The organism is Stutzerimonas balearica DSM 6083, assembly GCF_000818015.1.
GTDB classification, from domain to species: domain Bacteria; phylum Pseudomonadota; class Gammaproteobacteria; order Pseudomonadales; family Pseudomonadaceae; genus Stutzerimonas; species Stutzerimonas balearica.
The window spans coordinates 3,223,058-3,242,608 of the sequence record NZ_CP007511.1 but is presented as its reverse complement, the minus strand read 5'-3'; the positions used below and the strand labels follow the sequence as shown (position 1 = coordinate 3,242,608).

At 67.1% G+C, this 19,551-nt stretch carries 24 protein-coding genes; 22 read left to right on the top strand and 2 right to left on the bottom strand.

Annotated features, from left to right (window positions below; all coding sequences use genetic code 11):
- Positions 1–78: 78 nt before the first annotated feature.
- Together CL52_RS14925 and CL52_RS21260 are read right to left on the bottom strand one after the other, a co-directional pair.
- Complete coding sequence (locus CL52_RS14925) at positions 79–987, bottom strand: LysR family transcriptional regulator (protein ID WP_018077868.1); 909 nt, start codon at positions 985–987, stop codon at positions 79–81.
- 397 nt (positions 988–1,384) lie between these two features.
- On the bottom strand, positions 1,385–1,663 hold the full coding sequence (locus CL52_RS21260) for an ExbD/TolR family protein (protein ID WP_025297715.1): 279 nt from the start codon (positions 1,661–1,663) through the stop codon (positions 1,385–1,387).
- 233 nt (positions 1,664–1,896) lie between these two features.
- Between CL52_RS21260 and CL52_RS14915 the strand changes: the two genes are divergently transcribed.
- From CL52_RS14915 to CL52_RS14810, 22 genes are all read left to right on the top strand, one after another.
- Positions 1,897–2,808, top strand: a complete 912-nt coding sequence (locus tag CL52_RS14915; protein ID WP_019751274.1) for a LysR family transcriptional regulator — start codon at positions 1,897–1,899, stop codon at positions 2,806–2,808.
- A 531-nt stretch (positions 2,809–3,339) separates the two neighbouring features.
- A complete protein-coding gene (locus tag CL52_RS14910; RefSeq protein WP_013982109.1) occupies positions 3,340–4,101 on the top strand; it encodes a hypothetical protein in 762 nt (253 codons plus the stop codon).
- Between the two features lie 118 nt (positions 4,102–4,219).
- On the top strand, positions 4,220–4,438 hold the full coding sequence (locus CL52_RS14905) for an AlpA family transcriptional regulator (RefSeq protein ID WP_011829925.1): 219 nt from the start codon (positions 4,220–4,222) through the stop codon (positions 4,436–4,438).
- Positions 4,439–4,478: 40 nt separating this feature from the next.
- Positions 4,479–5,345 (top strand): ParA family protein, encoded by an 867-nt coding sequence (locus tag CL52_RS14900; protein ID WP_018076212.1) that lies wholly within the window; start codon positions 4,479–4,481, stop codon positions 5,343–5,345.
- On the top strand, positions 5,329–5,565 hold the full coding sequence (locus tag CL52_RS14895; RefSeq protein ID WP_013982111.1) for a type II toxin-antitoxin system HicA family toxin: 237 nt from the start codon (positions 5,329–5,331) through the stop codon (positions 5,563–5,565). The genes CL52_RS14900 and CL52_RS14895 overlap by 17 nt, the downstream gene beginning before the upstream one ends.
- Positions 5,558–7,216, top strand: a complete 1,659-nt coding sequence (locus tag CL52_RS14890) for a ParB family protein (protein WP_018076213.1) — start codon at positions 5,558–5,560, stop codon at positions 7,214–7,216. Before CL52_RS14895 ends, CL52_RS14890 begins: the two co-directional genes overlap by 8 nt.
- A 17-nt stretch (positions 7,217–7,233) precedes the next feature.
- Positions 7,234–7,794: a DUF2857 domain-containing protein gene (locus CL52_RS14885; protein WP_018076214.1), complete on the top strand. Its 561-nt coding sequence runs from the start codon at positions 7,234–7,236 to the stop codon at positions 7,792–7,794.
- Between the two features lie 2 nt (positions 7,795–7,796).
- Positions 7,797–8,990, top strand: a complete 1,194-nt coding sequence (locus CL52_RS14880; protein WP_017244810.1) for an STY4528 family pathogenicity island replication protein — start codon at positions 7,797–7,799, stop codon at positions 8,988–8,990.
- A 127-nt stretch (positions 8,991–9,117) separates the two neighbouring features.
- A complete protein-coding gene (gene relB, locus CL52_RS14875) occupies positions 9,118–9,417 on the top strand; it encodes a type II toxin-antitoxin system RelB family antitoxin (RefSeq protein WP_009618210.1) in 300 nt (99 codons plus the stop codon).
- The gene (locus CL52_RS14870; RefSeq protein WP_009618209.1) at positions 9,404–9,691 is read left to right on the top strand and encodes a type II toxin-antitoxin system RelE/ParE family toxin; all 288 of its coding nucleotides are present in this window, start codon (positions 9,404–9,406) and stop codon (positions 9,689–9,691) included. Before relB ends, CL52_RS14870 begins: the two co-directional genes overlap by 14 nt.
- 28 nt (positions 9,692–9,719) lie before the next feature.
- Positions 9,720–9,911 carry a hypothetical protein gene (locus CL52_RS14865; RefSeq protein ID WP_011805449.1) on the top strand — a complete coding sequence of 64 codons (192 nt, stop codon included), beginning with the start codon at positions 9,720–9,722 and terminating at the stop codon, positions 9,909–9,911.
- A 123-nt stretch (positions 9,912–10,034) separates the two neighbouring features.
- Entirely contained in the window at positions 10,035–10,814 is a 780-nt protein-coding gene (locus CL52_RS14860) for a PFL_4669 family integrating conjugative element protein (protein WP_017244811.1), read from the top strand.
- Entirely contained in the window at positions 10,811–11,359 is a 549-nt protein-coding gene (locus tag CL52_RS14855) for a DUF3158 family protein (protein WP_017244812.1), read from the top strand. The genes CL52_RS14860 and CL52_RS14855 overlap by 4 nt, the downstream gene beginning before the upstream one ends.
- Positions 11,356–11,739, top strand: a complete 384-nt coding sequence (locus CL52_RS14850; protein WP_016852001.1) for a single-stranded DNA-binding protein — start codon at positions 11,356–11,358, stop codon at positions 11,737–11,739. Before CL52_RS14855 ends, CL52_RS14850 begins: the two co-directional genes overlap by 4 nt.
- A gap of 294 nt (positions 11,740–12,033) precedes the next feature.
- Positions 12,034–14,049: a DNA topoisomerase III gene (locus tag CL52_RS14845; RefSeq protein WP_043221507.1), complete on the top strand. Its 2,016-nt coding sequence runs from the start codon at positions 12,034–12,036 to the stop codon at positions 14,047–14,049.
- Positions 14,050–14,830: 781 nt separating this feature from the next.
- Entirely contained in the window at positions 14,831–15,067 is a 237-nt protein-coding gene (locus CL52_RS14840; protein ID WP_011805444.1) for a hypothetical protein, read from the top strand.
- A gap of 25 nt (positions 15,068–15,092) precedes the next feature.
- A complete protein-coding gene (locus CL52_RS14835; protein WP_003141051.1) occupies positions 15,093–15,485 on the top strand; it encodes a hypothetical protein in 393 nt (130 codons plus the stop codon).
- 250 nt (positions 15,486–15,735) lie between these two features.
- On the top strand, positions 15,736–16,452 hold the full coding sequence (locus CL52_RS14830) for a DUF5983 family protein (RefSeq protein ID WP_011805443.1): 717 nt from the start codon (positions 15,736–15,738) through the stop codon (positions 16,450–16,452).
- Between the two features lie 290 nt (positions 16,453–16,742).
- A complete protein-coding gene (locus tag CL52_RS14825; protein ID WP_011805442.1) occupies positions 16,743–17,540 on the top strand; it encodes a hypothetical protein in 798 nt (265 codons plus the stop codon).
- Positions 17,541–17,605: 65 nt separating this feature from the next.
- Positions 17,606–17,971: a DUF3085 domain-containing protein gene (locus tag CL52_RS14820; protein ID WP_019751269.1), complete on the top strand. Its 366-nt coding sequence runs from the start codon at positions 17,606–17,608 to the stop codon at positions 17,969–17,971.
- A 344-nt stretch (positions 17,972–18,315) separates the two neighbouring features.
- Positions 18,316–18,867, top strand: coding sequence for an STY4534 family ICE replication protein (locus CL52_RS14815; RefSeq protein WP_019751268.1), 552 nt, complete (start codon positions 18,316–18,318; stop codon positions 18,865–18,867).
- Positions 18,868–18,922: 55 nt separating this feature from the next.
- Positions 18,923–19,534 (top strand): DUF3275 family protein, encoded by a 612-nt coding sequence (locus CL52_RS14810; protein WP_011805439.1) that lies wholly within the window; start codon positions 18,923–18,925, stop codon positions 19,532–19,534.
- Positions 19,535–19,551: the final 17 nt, after the last annotated feature.

Genomic DNA, 19,551 nt, shown 5'->3' with positions numbered 1-19,551 from the left:
CATCGGATTTCATTCCGAAGTCTATCTGTCCACCGGCACATAACGCCACAGGCCGCAACGGACAGGCGAGCTGCGTCCTCAAAGGACCGGCTCATCATCGACCGGCGCGGCCCCGTCTTTCACCCGCTCGATGAATCGCCTCATGGGCTCCGAGGGTTCGCCCCGGCGGCGCAGCAGGTAGGTGGAGAGCATCGGTGGGATGCCGGCCAGGGGACGAATGGAGATGTCCGGGCGCTGTAGCGTCTGCACCTGCGAGGCGATGGCGAAGCCGATGCCGTAGCCGGCGCCGACCAGGGTCAGCATCACGCCCAGGCTGGTCACTTCGTCCACCAGCTTGAGCGGCATGTTCGTGTCCTGCAGCACCGCCTGAATCTGGTGGCGGCAACCGGAGCCCGCCTCGGGGTGGCACAGAACCAGCGGAAACTTCAAGGCTTCGGGCAGCGGCACCTGCACGTGTGCCAGCAAGGGATGGCGTGCGGGCACGATCACCGACAGCGGGTCGGTCCACACCGGCTCGGCGACGAGGCCATCATGCACCGCGTTTGACAACGCAAAGCCGATGTCCAGCAGATCGTCGTGCAGCATCTTGAGCTGCTGCGCGAACGGCAGCTCGAAGACGCGAATCTCCAGCTCGGGCTCCTCCTCACGGCTGCGTGCCAGCAGGGTGGCGATGCGGGGCTGCGCCAGGCTGTCGCAGATGGCGATGCGCAGATGGCCCTGGTAGCCCTGTGCCGCCGCCTTGGCGCTCTTGACTGCCTGCTCCACGGTGGCCATCACGCGCCGGCATTCGCCGAGGAACACCTGGCCGGCCCAGGTCAGCCGCGTCAGGCGTGTGCTGCGGTCGAACAACTGCACGCCAAGCTGGCTTTCCAGGTCGCGCATCGCACGCGACACAGGCGACTGCTCGATGCCCAGACGCTCGGCTGCACGGGCCAGATGCAGTTCTTCCGCAACTGCGACGAAGTAACGCAGCAATCTGAAATCCAAGGCCACCTCCTGTTTGTCTTCTTCTGGTTCGGCATCTCGGGCGCCAGCATCTACATCCGCATCCCGTCAGTACCTCCTTCGATTGCATCGCGTCGAAGCACTCATGCCTGTCGGGACCAGGCCCGTCGCCGACACGCGCGGAGCTGGCCGGCGCACACAGCCGGACACTGAATGCTGATGGCCAGTGTTTGCTGCTGCCATGCCAGGGCGGGCGGCCAAGCAATATGACGCAGGCGTTCCTGCGAACCAGGGCCGCGAAGACGATGCTGCGTCCGCAAGGCTGGTAAATCAGCCGGTGTGTCGAGCACCGCGCGCAGGCGCTCACGCGTGTCGGAGTTCGCGATCGGTGCAGCCGACGACGACACGCCGGCGTCAGGGCGGGCGTGCCGATGCAGTTTCATGGGGGTGTCTTTCGGCTCACCCCGGTCGTGGCCTGGTCGGTCACGAACCCAGCTCCAACACCCCGGACTTCTGCGTAGCCGCCATCCCCTGGGCGACGCGCTCGTAGATCCACCAGGCGGTCGCCGCGGATGAAGTCCTCGGGCTGCGGTTGACGCGGCGCGGAGGCCTGCAGCCGCTGCGCGAGCTGCTCGTCGCCCATGCGTTCGTCGTTCCAGAACACGCTGCCGTGGGTAGTGACGGACAGGTTCGCCACGTCGGGCTTGATCGGCTTCACTCCATTCAGACACAGATGCTAATAAGAAATATTATTGATTGTCCGTGGTTTTGTGTGATATGGCAACACCGATGGAATAACCCGGCCTTGCCTGGACACTCGCAGCCTCGCCAGCGACTGAAGGCCGGATGGCGGCAACTGGAAAGCCTCTGTGACCGGCATCGCCACCGGGAAGCACTCATGCGGTTCCCTACGGCCAGAGGAATGGACTCCACTTTCTGGGGGGGAAGTACATGAACTTACGCCATCTTCGCTGTTTCATCGCCGTGGCCGAGGAGTTGCACTTCGGCCGGGCGGCGCGAAGGCTGCATGTGGAGCAGTCACCCCTGTCGCGAACGATCCGCCAACTGGAGGCGGACTTGGGCGTGACGCTGCTGGAGCGCACGCCGCGCGGGGTGCGCCTGACCCCGGCCGGGCAGGTGTTCCTGGAGGAGGCCCGGCGCGTGCTGCTGACCCTTGAGCAAGCCCAGACCAAGGCGCGGGCGGTGGCGGCGGGACACCGGGGCACCCTGCGCATCGCCTTGGCCGGCGGCGTCGGGCGGACCCGGCTGTCGGCGCTGCTCGCGCTGTGCCGGGAGGAGGCGCCGGAAGTGGGCATCCGGCTGTTCGAGGCGCCGCTGTCGCAGGTGGTGGGCGGGCTGGGCAACGACCTGTACGACGCGGCCTTTGCGATGGCCGGCGAGATGGAGGCCGGGGTGGTCGCCATGCCGGTGTGGCAAGACCCGCTGGTGGTGGCCATACCCGCGCGGCACCCCTTGCTGGCGCACAAGCGGGTGCCGCTGGAAGAGGTGGTGGGCTACCCGCTGGTGCTGTGCCACCCGCAGGTGTGTGCGGAGTGCAGCCGGCAATGCGAGCGCCTGCTACGCCTGGTGGAGACACCGTCGGTCGTGGCCGAGTACGTGACGACCCACTCGCTGATGCTGGCCCTGGTGGCGGCCGGCTATGGCGTGGGATTTTCCACCGAGGCGCACGTGGTGGCATGCCGGCAGGCGGACGTGATCGTCCGGCCGCTGGATGAAGACTCGGCGGCGCTGACGACCTACCTGCTACATCCCGAGGGCGCGATGTCGGAGCCACTGCGCCACTTCATCGACCGTGCGCAGCGTGTCGGCCATATGCCGTTGGATACGCAACGGCTCGCATGAGGCTGTTTCAGGCGGGTTGGCCGATTCCATTTTGGTCAAACCGCCAGACCTGTTTTGTCATAGCGGGTTTCCATTGACGTTGTGCACGGGCGCGCTGCATCCAGGCGTTGCTCGCGCTTGCGGTTGGCATCCTGCGATGAAACTCGCATGCCCATCGTGGCGCGTCACAGCGAAGACGCGCGGCGCAACAGTGCTTGCCGTATGCGCATCGGCTCTGGCGTGTTGAGCTGATCGCGCTTTACTGGGCCTTTTTCCCTGCAAAGACTTTGGCCTGGTTATCCGGGTCAGGCATGGCGCCCGCGAATGACGCTGGTGACAGCATGTTTCGCGGCTTGCGAATTGTGAGTGATGGCGCCTTGCGCGGCAAGGCGCACATCTCGCATCGGAACCGGCGGTATCACCGATGCCACGGTCTTCGCCGCTTCGCCACCTGCTCGTTTCGCCCGGAGATTCCTGGACAGCCACGCACGCCGCCTGTACGGCGGGTGCGCGTGCTTGGACTCGGTGCGATGACGAATGGAGGCGCGCGATATGCCGAAGTCGAGCAGCCTGGCCGATGGCGCCAAGACCTACTACCGCCCGATCGAGGCGGCAATCCGCTGGAGCGGATTGCTGCGCTTCGAGCGGCGCATCCTGGCGGCCTTGGGAGAGCGGCCTCTGCCGGAGGCAACGGAGTTTCCGCGCTGGCCGATGCTGCGGTTGAACGCCGAAAGAATCTTCGATGCGCTGGCTCACGGCGAGATGCCGTATGGCAAGGAGGGCTTAGTGCGGGACACGCAGGGCCTGGCAATGGACGACCCGTCGCTGACGGTGCGGCACGTCGATCTGAAAGCCTGGATGGCGCACTACTACCCAGGCGAGAAACCGACGTTTCTGTTCGATGAGATCGAGCGTGCGCTTCACCCGGCGATCAGCCTGGACACAGTGGGCGCATTGCTGGTCGAACGGGAAGCGATCAAGGCGCGGCTGGCGGAACACCTGGGCGTGCTCGAGACGCTGCGCGCCGAGCATGAGGCGCTGCTGAAAACGCACGCCGCCTGCGCGGCCGACACGGAGCGTGCGAACACGCTGGGGCCGCGCAGCGAATCGACCTACCTGAACATCGTTGGCGGGTTACTGACGCTGCTGCTGGGCAAGTCGCCCAGCGGCATGCCGTATTCCAGCTTCCTGACGCAGGAGGCCATCATCAGCGCGATGGTGGCGCACCACGGCAACGCGATGGGCATCACCGAGCGCACCCTGCAGGCCAAGTTCGCACTGGCTCGGCGCAATCTGCAGAGCACAACTTCCTGAGCGATGCCAGACCGTATCTGCGGTCGCGGAAACCGCATTTGCGGTGTCTTTCTTCAACGCGGCGTTCTTAATTCGAGTCACGCCAATCAGCGCCACTGAGCGTTAAGGAGTGACCCTCATGTCTTCGCAGACCACCGCCACGGCGGCACCGACCGAGCACCGCATCCTGCGCCGCGCCGAGGTCGAAGCCAAGACCGGCTTCAAGCGCGCGCACATCTACAGCCTGATGAAGGAAGGCAAGTTCCCCAAGGCGCTGCGCCTGGGCGTGCGCGCGGTGGGCTGGGACTCGGTGGAGATCGAACAGTGGATCGCCGAGCGCCTCAAAGAACGCGCCTGACGCTTCTTCTCGGTTCATGCCATTCGACGAGGAGAAGCCCATGCAGGTGGTGTCCATCATTTCGACCAAGGGCGGCGTGGGCAAGACCACGACTGCGGCCAACCTGGGCGGCTTCATCGCCGATGCCGGGCTGCGCGTGCTGCTGCTGGACCTGGACGTGCAGCCCACGCTGTCGAGCTACTTCACGCTGGACGTGCGCGCGCCCGGCGGCATCTACGAGATGCTGGCCTTCAACGAGCGGCGCATCGAGCAACTGGTGTCGCGCACCGCGATCGCGGGCCTGGACCTGGTGCTCTCGAACGACGACCGCGGCGAACTGAACACGCTGCTGCTGCACGCTCCGGATGGGCGCCTGCGACTGCGCCATTTGCTGCCCGTCTTCCGCACGCACTATGACCTGCTGTTGATCGACACCCAGGGCGCGCGCAGCGTGCTGCTGGAGATGGCTGTGCTGGCGTCCGACCTGGCGCTGTCGCCGGTGACGCCGGAAATCCTCGCGGCGCGCGAGCTGCGGCGCGGCACGCTGCAACTGATCGAGGACATCGCGCCGTATCGGCACCTGGGCATCGAGCCGCCGCCGCTGCGCCTGCTCATCAACCGTGTGCATCCGGTGTCGTCGAACGCGCGGCTGGTCCAGCAGGCGCTGCGACAGGTGTTCCAGGAACAGGCCGGCGTGCAGGTGCTGGGCACCGACGTGCCGGCCATCGAAGCCTATCCGCGCGCTGCGACACGAGGATTGCCAGTGCACCGGGTGGAGTACCGGCAGCCGGCTGGGCGCACGGCGCCCGCGGCGCTGGAGACCATGCGCACGCTGGCCGGCGAGCTGTTCCCCGCGTGGCGGGAGTGCTTCGCGCTGGTCACCGGCCGGGCCGATGCGGGAGGGGCCAGCCATGGCGAGCGCACATGAACTGGCGCGCGGCCGTGAACGGCTGCGCGCGCTGATCGAGTTCGCGCTGGGCGAAGGCTGGCGCGTGGTGCGCACGTCCGGCGGGCACCTGAAATTCACGAAACCAGGCTGCGCGTCGATCTACACCAGTTCGACTGCGAGCGACCACCGTGCCGACCGCAATGCCCGCGCGCAACTTCGCCGGGCCGACCGGCAGGCGCAGGAGAACGGCCGTGGCTGAGCTGACGCCGCAGGACATGGCTGCCAAGCTGCTGGCCACCGGCTTCGAGCGCAGCGGCCCTTCGGCCGCGACCTTGAGCGACCCCATCGCCGACACGCCGATGATGGTGACGCTGAACCAGTTGCGGCCCTACGACCACGACCCGCGCGTGACGCGCAACCCGGCCTATGCGGAGATCAAGGCGTCCATCCGCGAACGTGGGCTGGACGCGCCCCCCGCGATCACGCGCAGGCCGGGCGAGGCGCACTACATCATTCGCAACGGCGGCAACACGCGGCTGGCGATCCTGCGCGAGTTGTGGAGCGAGACCAAGGAGGAACGCTTCTTCCGCATTGCGTGCCTGTTCCGCCCGTGGCCGGCGCGCGGCGAAATCGTGGCGCTGACCGGGCATCTGGCCGAGAACGAGCTGCGCGGCGGGCTGACCTTCATCGAGCGGGCCTTGGGCATCGAGAAGGCGCGCGAGTTCTACGAGCAGGAAAGCGGCCAGGCGCTGTCGCAGAGCGAACTCGCGCGGCGGCTGACTGCCGACGGCTATCCGGTGCCGCAGTCGCACATCAGCCGCATGAACGATGCGGTGCGCTATCTGCTGCCGGCGATCCCGACGCTGCTGTACGGCGGATTGGGCCGGCATCAGGTGGACCGGCTCGCGGTGCTGCGCAAGGCGTGCGAGCGCACCTGGGAGCGGCGTGCGCTGGGCCGCACCGTGGCCGTGGACTTCGCCACCTTGTTTCAGGACGTGCTGACGCAGTTCGACACTCAGCCAGACGACTTCTCGCCGCAGCGGGTGCAGGACGAGCTCGTGGGCCAGATGGCCGAGCTGCTGGTGGCGGACTACGACACGCTGGCGCTGGAGATCAACGACAGCGAAAGCCGCCAGCGTGCGCTGACCAGCGAACCGGCAGCGCCGACGCCCCCGGCAGCACCTGTCTTGCCTGCTACACCGCCCTCGCCGGTCTCCGCGCCTCGGCAGCCACCCGCCTCGTCTGTGCCGCGCGACACCACGCCGGTCGCGCCTCCGGCGCCAGCAGCAACACCGCCTGCACCGCCCGGAGCGCCGGAGGAACAGTACGGGCAACGCGACGAGCGTCTGCAAGGGCACATCGTGACACCGGCACCGACCACCGAGCGCCTGCTGTCCATCCAACGGATGGTCGCGGACCAGCTCGGCGACAAGCTGCCCGACTTCGAGGTCGACGCGCTGCGTGCGATCCCCGTGCAGGCTGGCGGGCTCTATCCCATCTCGGACGTCTGGTATATCGAGCCGGGGCTGGACGCGCCGGATCGCCTGCGCGTGCACATCGCGCAGTTCGCGCGCGAGATTGCCGGGGACGCGGCGGTGGCCGACCACATCGAGGCCATCGACGGCGGCATCGGCTTCGTCTGCGTGGCGCCGGCCGTGGGCCAGGCGAAAGCGCTGCCGGCGTTCGCGCGGGCGGTGCTCACCCTGCTGCATGCGCTGAGTGCGGCGCCGCCTGCCGCGAACGGCTTGGACCGCGCGCGGCTGGCCGACGAGCTGGCGGCGCTGCTGCATGGCCACGGCGGCTCGGCCACACGCCTGAGCGATGCTGCGCTGGTGAAGCTGTTCCGTCTGCTGCGCCTGGCGCGCCGGCTGCTGGACCTGCAAGCCGGCGAAGCGGGCCAGGAATCCTGAGCGCAGGAGGCTCTCGCATGTCGGCACCGCACCCGCTCAACCAGGCCGTGATCGCCCAGGCCCTGCATGACCTGCGCAACGGCCAGTTGCGCCGCTGCAAGGCCATGGGCTTCGGCGAGGAGGAGCTGGATGCGCTGAAGCACCCTGAACTCGTGAGCATGCTGGTGAATGCCACGGTGTCATGGTGTTCGGTGTCGGTGAACCAGGAGGTGTTGAAGCGGCTGCTGAGCCAGGTGCACGACGTGGAGCGGGAGATCGCCACGGTGGACCGCATGCTGCGCCTGGGGGCGAGCACGGAGATGGTCAGCAAGTTCTACGGCCTCACGCATCAGGAAGTGGCGCTGCGCCGCGACATCCTCGGGCTGCCCAAGCGCAAGGGCCGGCATCCGGTACTCGACGAGGCGCAGGACGTGGCCTTGTGGGAGCGCTGGAAGGCCGGCGTCACCGAGCGCCATATCGCCCTGACCGACGACATGGCGATGCTGGCGCTGACCATGGACCTGGCCGAGGCCATGACCCTGCCCATGTCGGTGATCTGGTCGGCGATACGGAACTGGATCGACCAGGGGCTGGTGTAGCCATGACCACGGGCAGCGCACCACGGCGCGATGGCCCGGTTGCGCTGTCGGCGTTGTTCGACGAGGCGCTGCGGCACCTTGAGCCGAAGGAACCGGCGCAGGGCACGGCGCCGAGCCAGGACTGCTTTCTCTACAGCGGCAACCGGCACGAGAGCGTCCCGCGCGCGCTGTTCCTCGACCGGCGCCTGACGCCGCTGGAGCGCAATGCCTGGCAGGTGTTCCGCCTGCAGCTCAACGACGACGGCGTGACCGCCTTTCCTACCTACGACCAGCTCCGCCCCTATCTGGCGTCCATGCCCTGTGCGTCGCAAGCCTCGCACGAGACCGTGGCGCGCGCCTTGACGCTGCTGCGGCTGACACGCTGGCTCAGCCTGGTGCGGCGGCGGCGCGATCCCAGGACCGGCCGTATCCAAGGCAACCTCTACGTGCTGCACGACGAACCGCTGTCGCCCTTCGAGGCGATGCAGCTCGACCCGGACTACCTGGGCTTGGTCAGTCAGGCGCTCACGCACGCGGCGAAGGCGGTGCAGGTCGTGGGCATGAACACGCTGCGGGAGATCGCCGAAGACCCGCTGCTCAGCGGGCGCACGCTGCCGACCCGCCTGCAAGTGCTGGCGCAGCGCATGGCGCGGCATGGCTGGACGACGCCAGGTTATCCACAGGAGGGTGCGGACCACGAATCCGAAGAAGGCCAGGAAGCCCTTCTTCGGAATGCTGCGCGCCCGTCTTCGGAATCCGAAGCAGGGCCGAAACCCGCGCCGGACGGCTCTCTTCGGATTCCGAAGCAGGACCGTACAGTACGTAATGATCGTATAAATGAAGTACGTACAGTACCGCGCGCGAGGGCCTTGCAGAACCTGCGGCTGCCAGACCGCTTCCAGCGTTTGAAGCACGAGCAGCAGTCCGGCGCGCTGGTGGCCTTGCGGCAGGTGGACGAAGCCCTGCGGCAGGCGGTGCTGGACGAATGGGAGGCGCGCTGCTGCAACAGCTCGGTGCGCAACCCGGCTGGCTACCTGTTCGGCATCATCCAGAAGGCGATCCGTGGGGAGTTCAAGGCCTGGGCGGGCGACAGCGCCACGGTGCCGCCTGCTTCCCGTCCACCCGCACCGGCACCGGCGCCATCGGCACCGCCGGTATCCCCCGAAGTGGCGCGCGCCCACCTGGCGCGGTTGCGGGCGGCCCTGCGCGACCCGTGACCGGCCGAGCTATCCCCTGGGGATAGCTGGGACAGGGAGCCTTCCGGCGGGTCAATCCGGCTACACTCTTGCCAAGGTCTCAATTGAGATACAAAATAGGGGCTAATGCATAACAGGAGAAGCAACGATGGCCGCACAGACTTCGATGCTGCACATCCGCGTGGACGATAAGCTCAAGGCCGATGCAGCCGAGAAACTCGCCGGGGTCGGCCTCACCGTTTCGGACGCCGTGCGCATCCTGCTGACCCGTGTGGTCAAGGAAGGCGCACTGCCGGCTGGCCTCACGGCCGACCCGGAGGCCTACGATGCCTGGTTCCGGGCGAAGGTCCAGGAGGCGCTGGCCGACACACGGCCGCCGGTGCCGCACCAGCAGGTCATGGATGAGGCGCAGGCCCTGATCGACAGGAAGCGGCGTGCGCGTACTTGAGTGGCGGGAAGCTGCCCGCGCCGACCTGCTGGCGATTGTTGACTACATCTCGGACGACAACCCCGATGCCGCGCAGCGGTTGAAGGACGACATCGAGGCCAAGGCCGCGAAGCTGCCGGAGCGCCCGAAGCTCTACCGGCCTGGCCGCGTGGCCGGCACGCGGGAGATGGTCGTGCGTGCGAACTACGTGGTGGTCTACATGGAGGACACCCGCGCGGTGTCCATCCTGCGCGTGTTGCACGCCGCGCAGCAGTGGCCGCCGGCACGGGAGTGAAGGAGGTTTTCCTCACTGGAGATTCACCATGAATACCAAGGAGCCTGAAGCAGCCAAACTCAAGGCGCTGCAGGAAGCAGCTTGCATGGGCTGGGCCGACATCGCCGCCGGCCGCCATGCCGATGTTGCCGACGGCCAACTCGAAGGTTTCATTGCACAGTTGGGACAGCAGGCGGCGCTTGCCGTCGCTACCCGCCGCGAGGCTATCCCCAGGGGATAGCTGGGACAGCCAGCCTTCCCGCCACCGACAAACCGGGCGCACGCCGATTGCGGTTTGTTGACTGACGGCCTTCCGGGCGGTGCCGATGCTGGCGACTCGTTCCGTTAATGCGAGTCGTCACCCATGGCCAATGAACCCCTGCAACTGAATCTCGGGTCGCTGCGCAGCGCGATGTCGCTGACGCTGCACACGCACCACGCTTCGCGCATCTGGCACGGCCGTGCGCCGACCGAGGGGCGCGCCGGCATCATCGGACTCAACGGCTTCATCAGTGCGATGAACAAGATGAAGCGCGGCGCCGAGCAGGACGATCCGTACTCGGACTGGTGGATGTTGCGGATCGAGGACAAACTCGCCGACACCAAGACCCGTCTGCAGACCCTGCGCGAACAGGTGGATCAGGCCCTGGCCGACGTGCCCCCGGCGCTGTCGCTGGGCGAGAACATGAACGTGCAGCCGGTGAAGCTGCCGCTGTTCGTGAACGCCCAGCTCGGCTTCATGGCGGTGTACCTGCTGGCCGACTACGACGACTTGGCGCGCAAACTCATCCTGGCGCACCACACGGCGCTGATCGACCGCAGCACCTTGGAGCGCTGGCTCAATGATGGCGCGCACGCGCTGCGCAGCCTGTTCTCGCTGGCCCAGCAGTACCGCTACTCGGGCACGACGCGCGACGACTTCGCGGCGAAGAACGCCGCGGCGCGAGCGGCGTTGGAGAAGTTCGGCGAGCTGCCGCAGGACGTGCTGGAAGGCACGCGCCGCTCGCGCTTCGCGCCACCCATCGCGCGGCGGACGACCAAGCCCGGCACGCCGCATGCTGCGCCCGCCATCGAGCCCGATGCGCCGGCTCACACGGATGGCGCAGCCAATCCAGCGACGGGCAATGAGGGTGCTGACGCATGACGGCATCGCCCCCCATCAGCCACTCCACGCGCTTCGTGGCGCTGGAACAGGCGGACTTCCAGCGGCTGGAACACGCAGGCTACCTAAAAGGCCTTTTACAGCCTTTTAAGGGTAAGGGGAGTCTGGAGACCTGGGCCAGCCAGTGCGCAGCGCTGCGCGACGACGTGATTGGCCTGGCGCAGCGGCGCGTGCTGCCCCAGGCGCGCGCCTACCCCTTCAGCCTGCTCGACGTGCAACTGGCCCAGCAGGCCACTGGCGCAGGGACGACCTTCCTGCGCTGGCGCAACCTCGACCGTTCCTCCATGGGCGTGGCGTTGTGGGAGGCCCTGCTGGCCAACCCCGCGACGCCGGCCTCGCTGATCGACGAGCTGTACGCGATGGAACTGCAGCGCATCGTGCTGAACATGCAGATCAGCCTGACCCACAGCATCGCTCGCCAAGCCCTGGAATGCGCCAGCAAGGCCGCCCAGGCCGAAGCGGCTTACCTGCGGCGCGTCCACGGGCATACCGCGTCCGTTCCACCCACCACCAAGGAGTCACCATGAGCACGCACTTCGTCGGCGAGGGCAACATCGGTTCTGCGCCGGACTACCGCGAATTCCCGAACGGCAACGACGAGCCGCGCCGGCTGCTTCGCCTGAACGTCTACTTCGACAACCCGATCCCGAAGAAGGACGGCGAGTACGAAGATCGCGGCGGCTTCTGGGCGCCCGTGGAGCTGTGGCACCGCGACGCCGAGCACTGGAAGACGCTGTACCAGAAAAGTATGCGGGTGCTGGTCGAGGGCCGCACCGTGCGCGACGAATGGGAGGACGCCGACGAGAACGAGCGCGTGACGTTCAAGGTCGAGGCGCGGCGCGTGGGCATCCTGCCGTACCGCATCGAGTCGGTGGCGCTCAGCGCCAAGCCGGCCGGCGGACAGTAGTTCGCCCATCGCCGGTCCCCCGAGGGCGGCTGTAGCAACCGTCATACGCCCGCGATGCACCAGCGAGCTATCCCCAGGGGATAGCTCCAAGGTCGTCCACAGAGTTCCAGCCGCCCTCCCGAAACGACGCTCTTGCTGTGCCAGCTCCTGCGGTCTATGCGCACTGCTGCGGCAACGGACCGCCTGCCGATCACAAAGCGGTGTCTGCATCAATCGGCTTCCTTGCTGCCGGCATCTCCTGGCCCCGCCAAGCTGACGCCCATCCGATGAACCGCACATTTTCAAGGAGGCTTCATGCGCGTGTTCCTGTGCGAGAAGCCGTCCCAGGGCAAGGACATCGCCCGTGTGCTGGGTGCCGGCCACCGCGGCAACGGCTGCTACAGTGGCGCCGGTGTCGTCGTGACCTGGTGCATCGGTCATCTGGTGGAGGCGGTTCCGCCCGAAGGCTACGGCGATCAATACAAGCGCTGGGCCATCGAGCAACTGCCTATTCTTCCTGAGCGTTGGCGTGTCGAGCCCAAGGCGGCGACCGCGGCGCAATTCAAGGTCGTGCAGCAGCTCGTCGCCAAGGCGGGCGAGCTGGTGATTGCGACCGACGCCGACCGCGAGGGCGAGATGATCGCCCGCGAGATCATCGACCTGTGCGGCTACCACGGGCCGATTCAGCGCCTGTGGCTGTCGGCGCTCAACGATGCGTCGATCCGCAAGGCGCTGGGTGCGCTCAAGCCGTCCGCCGAGACGCTGCCGCTGTACTACTCGGCCCTGGCCCGCTCGCGTGCCGACTGGCTGATCGGCATGAACCTGAGCCGGCTGTTTACGCTTCTAGGTCGGCAGGCCGGCTACACCGGCGTGCTGTCGGTGGGGCGCGTGCAGACGCCGACGCTGAAGTTGGTGGTGGATCGTGATCGCGAGATCGCGCGCTTCGTCTCTGTGCCGTATTGGGCCGTGGACGTGCTGCTATCCCATGCCGGCCGGTCCTTCACCGCGAGCTGGATACCGCCCGAAGGCAGCACCGATGCAGCGGGTCGCTGCCTTCAGCAGCCGGTGGCGCAGCAGGCTGCGGATTGCATTCGCGCCGCACGCGATGCGCAGGTCGTGTCGGTGGACACCGAGCGCGTGCGCGAGGCACCGCCGCTGCCGTTCGACCTGGGCACGCTGCAGGAGGTGTGCTCCAAGCAGTTGGGCCTCGACGTGCAGGAGACGCTGGACATCGCGCAGGCGCTGTACGAGACGCACAAGGCGACGACCTATCCGCGCAGCGACTCGGGATACCTGCCCGAAAGCATGCTCGCGGAAGTGCCGGCGGTGCTCGATGCACTGCTCGCCACCGATCCCAGCCTGCGGCCCTTGATCGGCCAGCTCGACCGCAACCAGCGTTCGCGCGCCTGGAACGACGGCAAGGTGACGGCTCACCACGGCATCATCCCGACGCTGGAGCCCGCTAACCTGTCGGCCATGAACGAGAAGGAACTGGCCGTCTACCGGCTGATCCGCGCTCATTACCTCGCGCAGTTCCTCCCGCACCATGAGTTCGACCGGACGGTAGCGCAGTTCTCGTGCGGCAGTCAGTCGCTGGCGGCCGTGGGCAAGCAGATCGCCGTCACCGGCTGGCGCGAGGTGCTGGCGACGCCGGGGCCGGACGATGCCGACGGCGAGGATGCGCAGCGCAGCCAGGTGCTGCCGGCGCTGCATGCGGGCCTGTCCTGTCCGGTCGGCAAGGTGGATCTCAAGGCGCTGAAGACGCTGCCGCCCAAGCCCTACACGCAGGGCGAGCTGATCAAGGCCATGAAGACTGTCGCCAAGTTCGTGACCGACCCGCGGCTGAAACAGAAGCTGCGAGATACCACAGGCATCGGCACCGAGGCGACACGCGCCAACACCATCAACGGTCTGATCGGTCGCGGCTACCTGGTCAAGAAAGGCCGCGCCGTCCGCGCTTCCGATGCGGCATTCACGCTCATCGACGCGGTGCCCTCGGCCATCGCCGACCCCGGCACCACGGCGGTGTGGGAGCAGGCGCTGGACATGATCGAGGCCGGCCAGATGGCGCTGGACACCTTCATCGAGAAGCAGTCCGTGTGGGTCGGCCAGCTCGTGCAGCAGTACCGCGGCGCAACGCTCTCGCTCAAGCTGCCGCCGGCGCCGGCCTGCCCGCAGTGCGGCGCACCGATGCAGCAGCGCACGGGCAAGAGCGGCGCGTTCTGGTCCTGTTCGCGCTACCCGGACTGCAAGGGCACGTTGCCGATCGAGTCCCCGACGGGCCGGCGCAGCGCACCGCGCAAGCGGTGCGCTGCCTCCAAGGCGTCCTGATCCTCGCTTCCCCCTGCCGCGCCGGCCACTTCACTGGCGGCGAGGCAAACGTCCCGCACCGCGCGGGACTCCAAAGCGCGCGTCTCCTTCTGCAACGGTGTGCGCGCCCCGTCTGCCCGCCGTCGGGCGACGGGGCGAGAAGGTCATTGCTCCACGAATCGCGCCCGCCGCCATTCCCTTGATCGGTGTGCCTTGCCTCGGTCACGAGGGGCTTCCTGACGCCTTGCCGCCGCGCGAGCCGTGAGGAGGCCCCTTGGGCCGAGGGTATTCCGTGCCGGTGCCCGCCGGCGAAACATCGGGCTCCCTTTGTGTGTGGATGCACGCCAGAGGTTTCCGGCCCCAGCCACGAAACGGGCCGGGTGCGATTGCTGACGCAGCGAACGGCTTTGACGACGGCCTGCGCTGACGCAGCCCACAGGTGGTTTTCCTTTCTCTTCAGCCGAAGGCCCGTGTGGCCTTCGGCGCCCTGGTCTTTGCCTTGTCCCGTGACGCGGGCCATTGCCCTAAAGCGGGCCGTCCGCGATTCGGTTTTCCCTGCGACGGCAGCCATGCTTCGCGCCCATCCTCACGCCATGCGTTGCTGACAGTCGTCAGCGGCATGCCCTGGCAGTCTCGGTCTTCAAGACTGCAACGCGGTTCGCCGCGTCGACCGATCCAGTCCGCTTCGCATCGCCCACCGCGGACGCTCGCCGGCCTGGCGACGATGCACTTTTCTCAACCACCCGAGGGGAACCCCATCCCCTGCGGGATGCGTGCTCCCCGACCCACCAAGGAGCACGGCATGTCTGAACCTTCCGCATCTTCCTCTGCAACCGCAGTGCGCAGTGGTGCGCTGGCGCTGACCTGGACCGGCAAGCGTTTGCCGCTACAGGTGCTGCGCAGCGCGGCCGGCCACTACATCGGCACACAAGACGACGAAGGCCCGGTATCGCGGGAGTCCGTCGAGTATTTCCCGAACCACCTCGCAGCACAGCGCGCCCTGGATACCCATGCCTGGACACAGCGCGCTCACGCCTGATTCCCACCCTTCAAGGAGTTCTCTCATGAATCTGTCTTTACCCGAAGACGTGCTCGATCAGATGGCGCTGGAACAGGCGCACTTCGACGCTGCACCGCAGGCCTTCTTCGAGGCCTGGAAGCGCGGCGCGCAGATCGCCGGTCACGAGTGGTTCGGCGACGGCACACGCGAAGGTCTGCAGCGTGCCACCACCAAGTGGGACCTGCGGCCCAACATGCTGATGCTCAACGACGCCTTGGGCGTGCTGAGCAGCGGTCAACGCATGTTCCTGTCCGCGATGGTGAGCTTCTACAACTCCCGCGAGGGCGGCGCGATGCTCAAGCGTTGCGGCTTCGAGGGGCTGTCCGACTTCGGCGGCCTCGATCTGGAGCGGCGCCAGGTCATCGCCGACCTCACGCTGCACTACAACGGCTGGTGAGCCGCGCCTGGCAACCCGCCGTCTTTTCATCCCACCCCACGAGGGACATGCGTCCCCGTTCGGGGCCATGTCCCTCCTTCCTTTCGCAGGAGCGGCCATGTCCCGAATCAGCATCTTCCACTGACCTGCACCGCCCGCCACCAGGGCGGCCCGACGCCGCGGCCGGCTGACCGGCTGCCACTTCATCCACTCGCTGGGGTTCAATCCCCGGCAGGGGATTGCCTCGGCCATCCTCTGCTGGAGGAATCCCATGTCTCATTCCAAAAAACCCTTCGTCCGCGGCTACGATGGCCTGTCCGTGCAGCGGCTGCTGGCGATTTCCTACGACGACGACTGCCCGCTGAGCTATCTGCCGCTGCACGTCTCGCAGTCGCACCTGCCGGACAGCCAGGTCGAGCGCCATGCCTGCGTCTTCTGCGACGACTTCGCGCTGATCACCGAGGGCCAGAACGTGCCGCCCGAGCTGGACGCGCAGTGCCCCAGCCACGGTATCGCCCGAAACCTCGTCTACGCCGTCATGGCCGAAGAAGCCGGCCAGCCGCTGCACGTCGGCGATACCTACTCCGAGGAAGCCGCGCGCGAGGTGGTACGCCGCCTGCGCTTCGAGACCGGGTTCTACAGCCGTGCCTGGGAAATCAGTTCGGCGCACATCACCGAGGAGGCCGGTCGCTTCCTCGCCGAACTGGCGGACATCGCCACGCCGAGCGGTTTTCTGTTCGTGGCCTTCCGCATTCCCTACAGCCCGGCGGTCGGCGTGAAGCTGGTCGCCACGCCCTGGACGGATGCGAACCTGCAGCATGTCGAGGGCATCACCGCCGAAGAGCTGCGGCAGGAGCACCGGGCCAAGGGCGTGCCGGAGTCCCTCGTGGAAGTGTTGCACCTGGCTGCGCTCGCCGACGTTCGCATGTTGGTGTTCGATGCCGACGCGCCAGTGCTGGACGGGCTGACGCTCTACGACGACGAGTAACCCGCAACCCATTCGAGCCCCCACGTCGGGGCTCTTCTTTTTCGCGGAACGCGGTGCCGGCGCATTGCCGATTCCCAACGGACGGTCGCCGCCATGTGCCGCACGCTGGCCGCATGTTCGCTGGCGTTGCCGGCAGCATGCCCAGGCAGTCGAGACCTTCAAGACTGCGGCGCGGTTCGCCGTGCTGGTTGCTTCGTTCTCCGGGCGCACCCGCGTCCATCCACCTCACCCTCAAGGGACAGACCTCCCTTGCGGGCGGGAGTCCCTTGGTTGCCACAAGGAGTCTCCCCATGGATACCCAAGCCATCCGCGCACAGATGCCGACGCTCGTTGTCGGTCATGTGCCTTCCAACGTCCGTTCGTTCAAATTCAACATCTTCGACGGCCAGCCCAAGGTTTCGACGCTGGGCTTTCACATCGACCCGAAGCCTTTCGAGGGCAAGGTCATCGCCACCACCGACGAGGCCATCGTCGTCAAGACGGGACGAGCCGAGTTCGCGGTGCTCGATCGCACGCTCGTGACCGAAGTGCCCGACGAGGGCGCCAAGGTGCAGGTCGAACCCTATGTCAGACGCCGCTTCGACGGTCAGCGGGCGGACACGCCCGAGGAGCAGACCGAGTTCACCGCCGACGGCCAGCCCTACACGGTGAAGCGGTTGGTGCTCGGGTCCGCACCGGCGAAGCTGCCGATTCCCAAGCCCCGCTGCCCCGAGCTGCAGGAACTGGTCGACCAACTGGAGCAGTTGCCCGCTCCCGACGGTTTCCGGCGCGTCACCCACATGCTGGTGGATGCCGGCGCGCGGGACATCACCTGGGTCGATCCGCTGCCCGCCGACATCATCCGCACGCCGCCGGCCATCGGCTTCACCGTCGCCACGACGAAGTTCCAGGGTCGCGTCACCGTGCTGTATGAGCGTGGCCTCGACCTCTACGCGGTGGAGCTGCACCGCGACGGCGAGCTGGTCGAACGGGTCGATGAGGTGTTCTTCGACACCCTCGGCGAGACGCTGGAACGGCTGATCGACGACGGGAGTTGGCGGCGCATCCGCGTGCAGTGCCTGTCGTGTCGTAAGGCTATCCGGCACTGATCTCACAGCAGCTTCCCGCCCTCGCGGCGGGAAGCCTCTTTTCCTGCCCCCTGGAGATCACACCCATGACTGTTCGATTCAAAGGCACGGAGCTGCGGCCCGTGCTCGCCGAAGCGGTGGCGAATCAATGCCGCGTCATCCTGGTCAAGGATCAGGGCGTGTACTTCCTGGCCGAGTGCGGCGAGCGCCGACCCGATGGTCGCCAGAAGACCATCGCCTATGCCGCTGGCTGCAACCCGGATGTCGATGCCTTCGATGACTGGTGGGAGCTGGCGCGCGCCGAGTTCGGTGGCGACGACTTCGGCGAGTTCTTCGATCCGCAGGAGGGCGTGTTTGCGCGCATCCTGCACAGCGAGGACGACCTCGACGTGTCCGCCACCGCGACACACCTGTCGCTGCAGGCGGTTCCTTCCACGCCCAGCGGCAACTGACCGCCCATCCCTGGCCCCCGCTCCGGGGGCCTCTTTCTTCCCGGCAATGCGGACAGCCGCGAGTGCCGATTGCCGCTCGCCTGCGCGCCGTCCCGGCGCCACGCTTCCGGCCATGTTCCGCTGACGTCCGTCAGCGACATGCCCAGGCAGCCACGATCTTCAAGGCTGCGATGCGGTTCCGACCGCGTTGATCACTCCAGTTCGCACCGGCATCCATGCGCGAACGGCCATCGGTTCTCGATGGCGATGCCACCAAGCTGTTCCATCAACCCACGCGGGGGTTCCACACCTTCCCCGCCTTGGGTCGGGTGTGTCTCCGCCTCATTGTTCCCAGGAGATTCACCATGACCACTTCCACCGAAAAGTCCTACTTCGATCTGCACATCACCGGCCTCGGGTATCTCAATCGCATCCGCGAAGTGAAGCCCAAGAAAGGCGATGCGTTCCTGGCCTGCGACATCGCAGCCCTGAACGGTCCCAGCGATGACGTCTCGTATGTGCGTTTCGACACGCGCGTATCGGGATCGGAAGCTCAGCACCTGGTGCGCCGCTGCATTCAGGCGGTCGACGCCGAGAAGAAGGTGATGATCGGCTTCCGCCTGGGCGACCTGTGGACCGACACCTTCACCTACTCCAAGGGCAAGCGTGCCGGCGAGCAGGGTGTGAGCCTCAAGGCCCGCCTGCTGTTCGTCAGTTGGATCAAGGTCGACGGCAAGCTCGTCTACAAGGCCGAACCCAAGCCGACCGAGACCGACGAGCGGGACCCGGAAGTCCCTGTGACGTCCGACGCGCCCGCCGCGCAGCAAGCCTCGGCACCGGAGCCTTCCGAGCCCGTCGCCGATGCTGCCGACGACGCTGCCGATGCCCCCGCATTGGCCGTTGCCGAGTCGTTCTGATCCGCAAGGCCCCATCCTCGGGGCCTTGTCCTCTCTTCGCCCGCAGGAGGCCTTCATGATCACCATCCCCGGCCAACTGGCCATCAAGACCATCCACGGCAGGAACGGCGACTTCAACGTCGGCCGCCTGGCGACCTCGATCGGCGAGTTCGTCGTGAAGAACGCCGAACTCGATCAATACCGCGAGGGCAAGTACGACGGTGATTTCGTCATCGTCGAGATTCGCCCATCCACGTACAACGCCAACGGCCGCATGGTCATCGAGATCCGCGCCCATCTGGGCGGGATGACGCTGTCCAACATCGACGCCCTGAGCCGCGACGAAGCCCGCCGGCTGAGTCCGCAGGAAGTCGATCCGATCGACGAGGAAGCGCAGACGCCCCAGCCGGCATCGCCCCCGGCCAAGCCGAAGGCGAAGCCGCGCAGTCCGCGCGATCCCCTGGTCGATACCACGCCGTTCGGCAGCGAACCGGGTCCCGTGTCCGCTGCGGCCTCGGCCGAGGCAGACGACGCGGCGCTGTTCGGTGCCTTGTGGCCCCTGGGCGAGACCGTGAAGCTCGATGCGACCGTGGATCGTCGTGTGCTGCGTCAGCAGCGCGACCGTCTCGACAAGCTGGGCTACGAGTTCGCTCCGCTGTCCCAGGACTGGCACCTCCAAGCTGCCTGATCCATCCGCCGCCTTGC

Excerpts from the sequence above, each read along its gene's own strand:
- CL52_RS14825 (WP_011805442.1), top strand. The coding sequence starts at position 16,743 with ATGGATACCCAAGCCATCCGCGCACAGATGCCGACGCTCGTTGTCGGT.
- relB (WP_009618210.1), top strand. The coding sequence starts at position 9,118 with ATGGCCGCACAGACTTCGATGCTGCACATCCGCGTGGACGATAAGCTC.
- CL52_RS14840 (WP_011805444.1), top strand. The coding sequence starts at position 14,831 with ATGTCTGAACCTTCCGCATCTTCCTCTGCAACCGCAGTGCGCAGTGGT.
- CL52_RS14905 (WP_011829925.1), top strand. The coding sequence starts at position 4,220 with ATGTCTTCGCAGACCACCGCCACGGCGGCACCGACCGAGCACCGCATC.
- CL52_RS14810 (WP_011805439.1), top strand. The coding sequence starts at position 18,923 with ATGATCACCATCCCCGGCCAACTGGCCATCAAGACCATCCACGGCAGG.
- CL52_RS14915 (WP_019751274.1), top strand. The coding sequence starts at position 1,897 with ATGAACTTACGCCATCTTCGCTGTTTCATCGCCGTGGCCGAGGAGTTG.
- CL52_RS14815 (WP_019751268.1), top strand. The coding sequence starts at position 18,316 with ATGACCACTTCCACCGAAAAGTCCTACTTCGATCTGCACATCACCGGC.
- CL52_RS14865 (WP_011805449.1), top strand. The coding sequence starts at position 9,720 with ATGAATACCAAGGAGCCTGAAGCAGCCAAACTCAAGGCGCTGCAGGAA.
- CL52_RS14855 (WP_017244812.1), top strand. The coding sequence starts at position 10,811 with ATGACGGCATCGCCCCCCATCAGCCACTCCACGCGCTTCGTGGCGCTG.
- CL52_RS14895 (WP_013982111.1), top strand. The coding sequence starts at position 5,329 with ATGGCGAGCGCACATGAACTGGCGCGCGGCCGTGAACGGCTGCGCGCG.
- CL52_RS14880 (WP_017244810.1), top strand. The coding sequence starts at position 7,797 with ATGACCACGGGCAGCGCACCACGGCGCGATGGCCCGGTTGCGCTGTCG.
- CL52_RS14820 (WP_019751269.1), top strand. The coding sequence starts at position 17,606 with ATGACTGTTCGATTCAAAGGCACGGAGCTGCGGCCCGTGCTCGCCGAA.
- CL52_RS14885 (WP_018076214.1), top strand. The coding sequence starts at position 7,234 with ATGTCGGCACCGCACCCGCTCAACCAGGCCGTGATCGCCCAGGCCCTG.
- CL52_RS14845 (WP_043221507.1), top strand. The coding sequence starts at position 12,034 with ATGCGCGTGTTCCTGTGCGAGAAGCCGTCCCAGGGCAAGGACATCGCC.
- CL52_RS14850 (WP_016852001.1), top strand. The coding sequence starts at position 11,356 with ATGAGCACGCACTTCGTCGGCGAGGGCAACATCGGTTCTGCGCCGGAC.
- CL52_RS14910 (WP_013982109.1), top strand. The coding sequence starts at position 3,340 with ATGCCGAAGTCGAGCAGCCTGGCCGATGGCGCCAAGACCTACTACCGC.
- CL52_RS14830 (WP_011805443.1), top strand. The coding sequence starts at position 15,736 with ATGTCTCATTCCAAAAAACCCTTCGTCCGCGGCTACGATGGCCTGTCC.
- CL52_RS14835 (WP_003141051.1), top strand. The coding sequence starts at position 15,093 with ATGAATCTGTCTTTACCCGAAGACGTGCTCGATCAGATGGCGCTGGAA.
- CL52_RS14900 (WP_018076212.1), top strand. The coding sequence starts at position 4,479 with ATGCAGGTGGTGTCCATCATTTCGACCAAGGGCGGCGTGGGCAAGACC.
- CL52_RS14860 (WP_017244811.1), top strand. The coding sequence starts at position 10,035 with ATGGCCAATGAACCCCTGCAACTGAATCTCGGGTCGCTGCGCAGCGCG.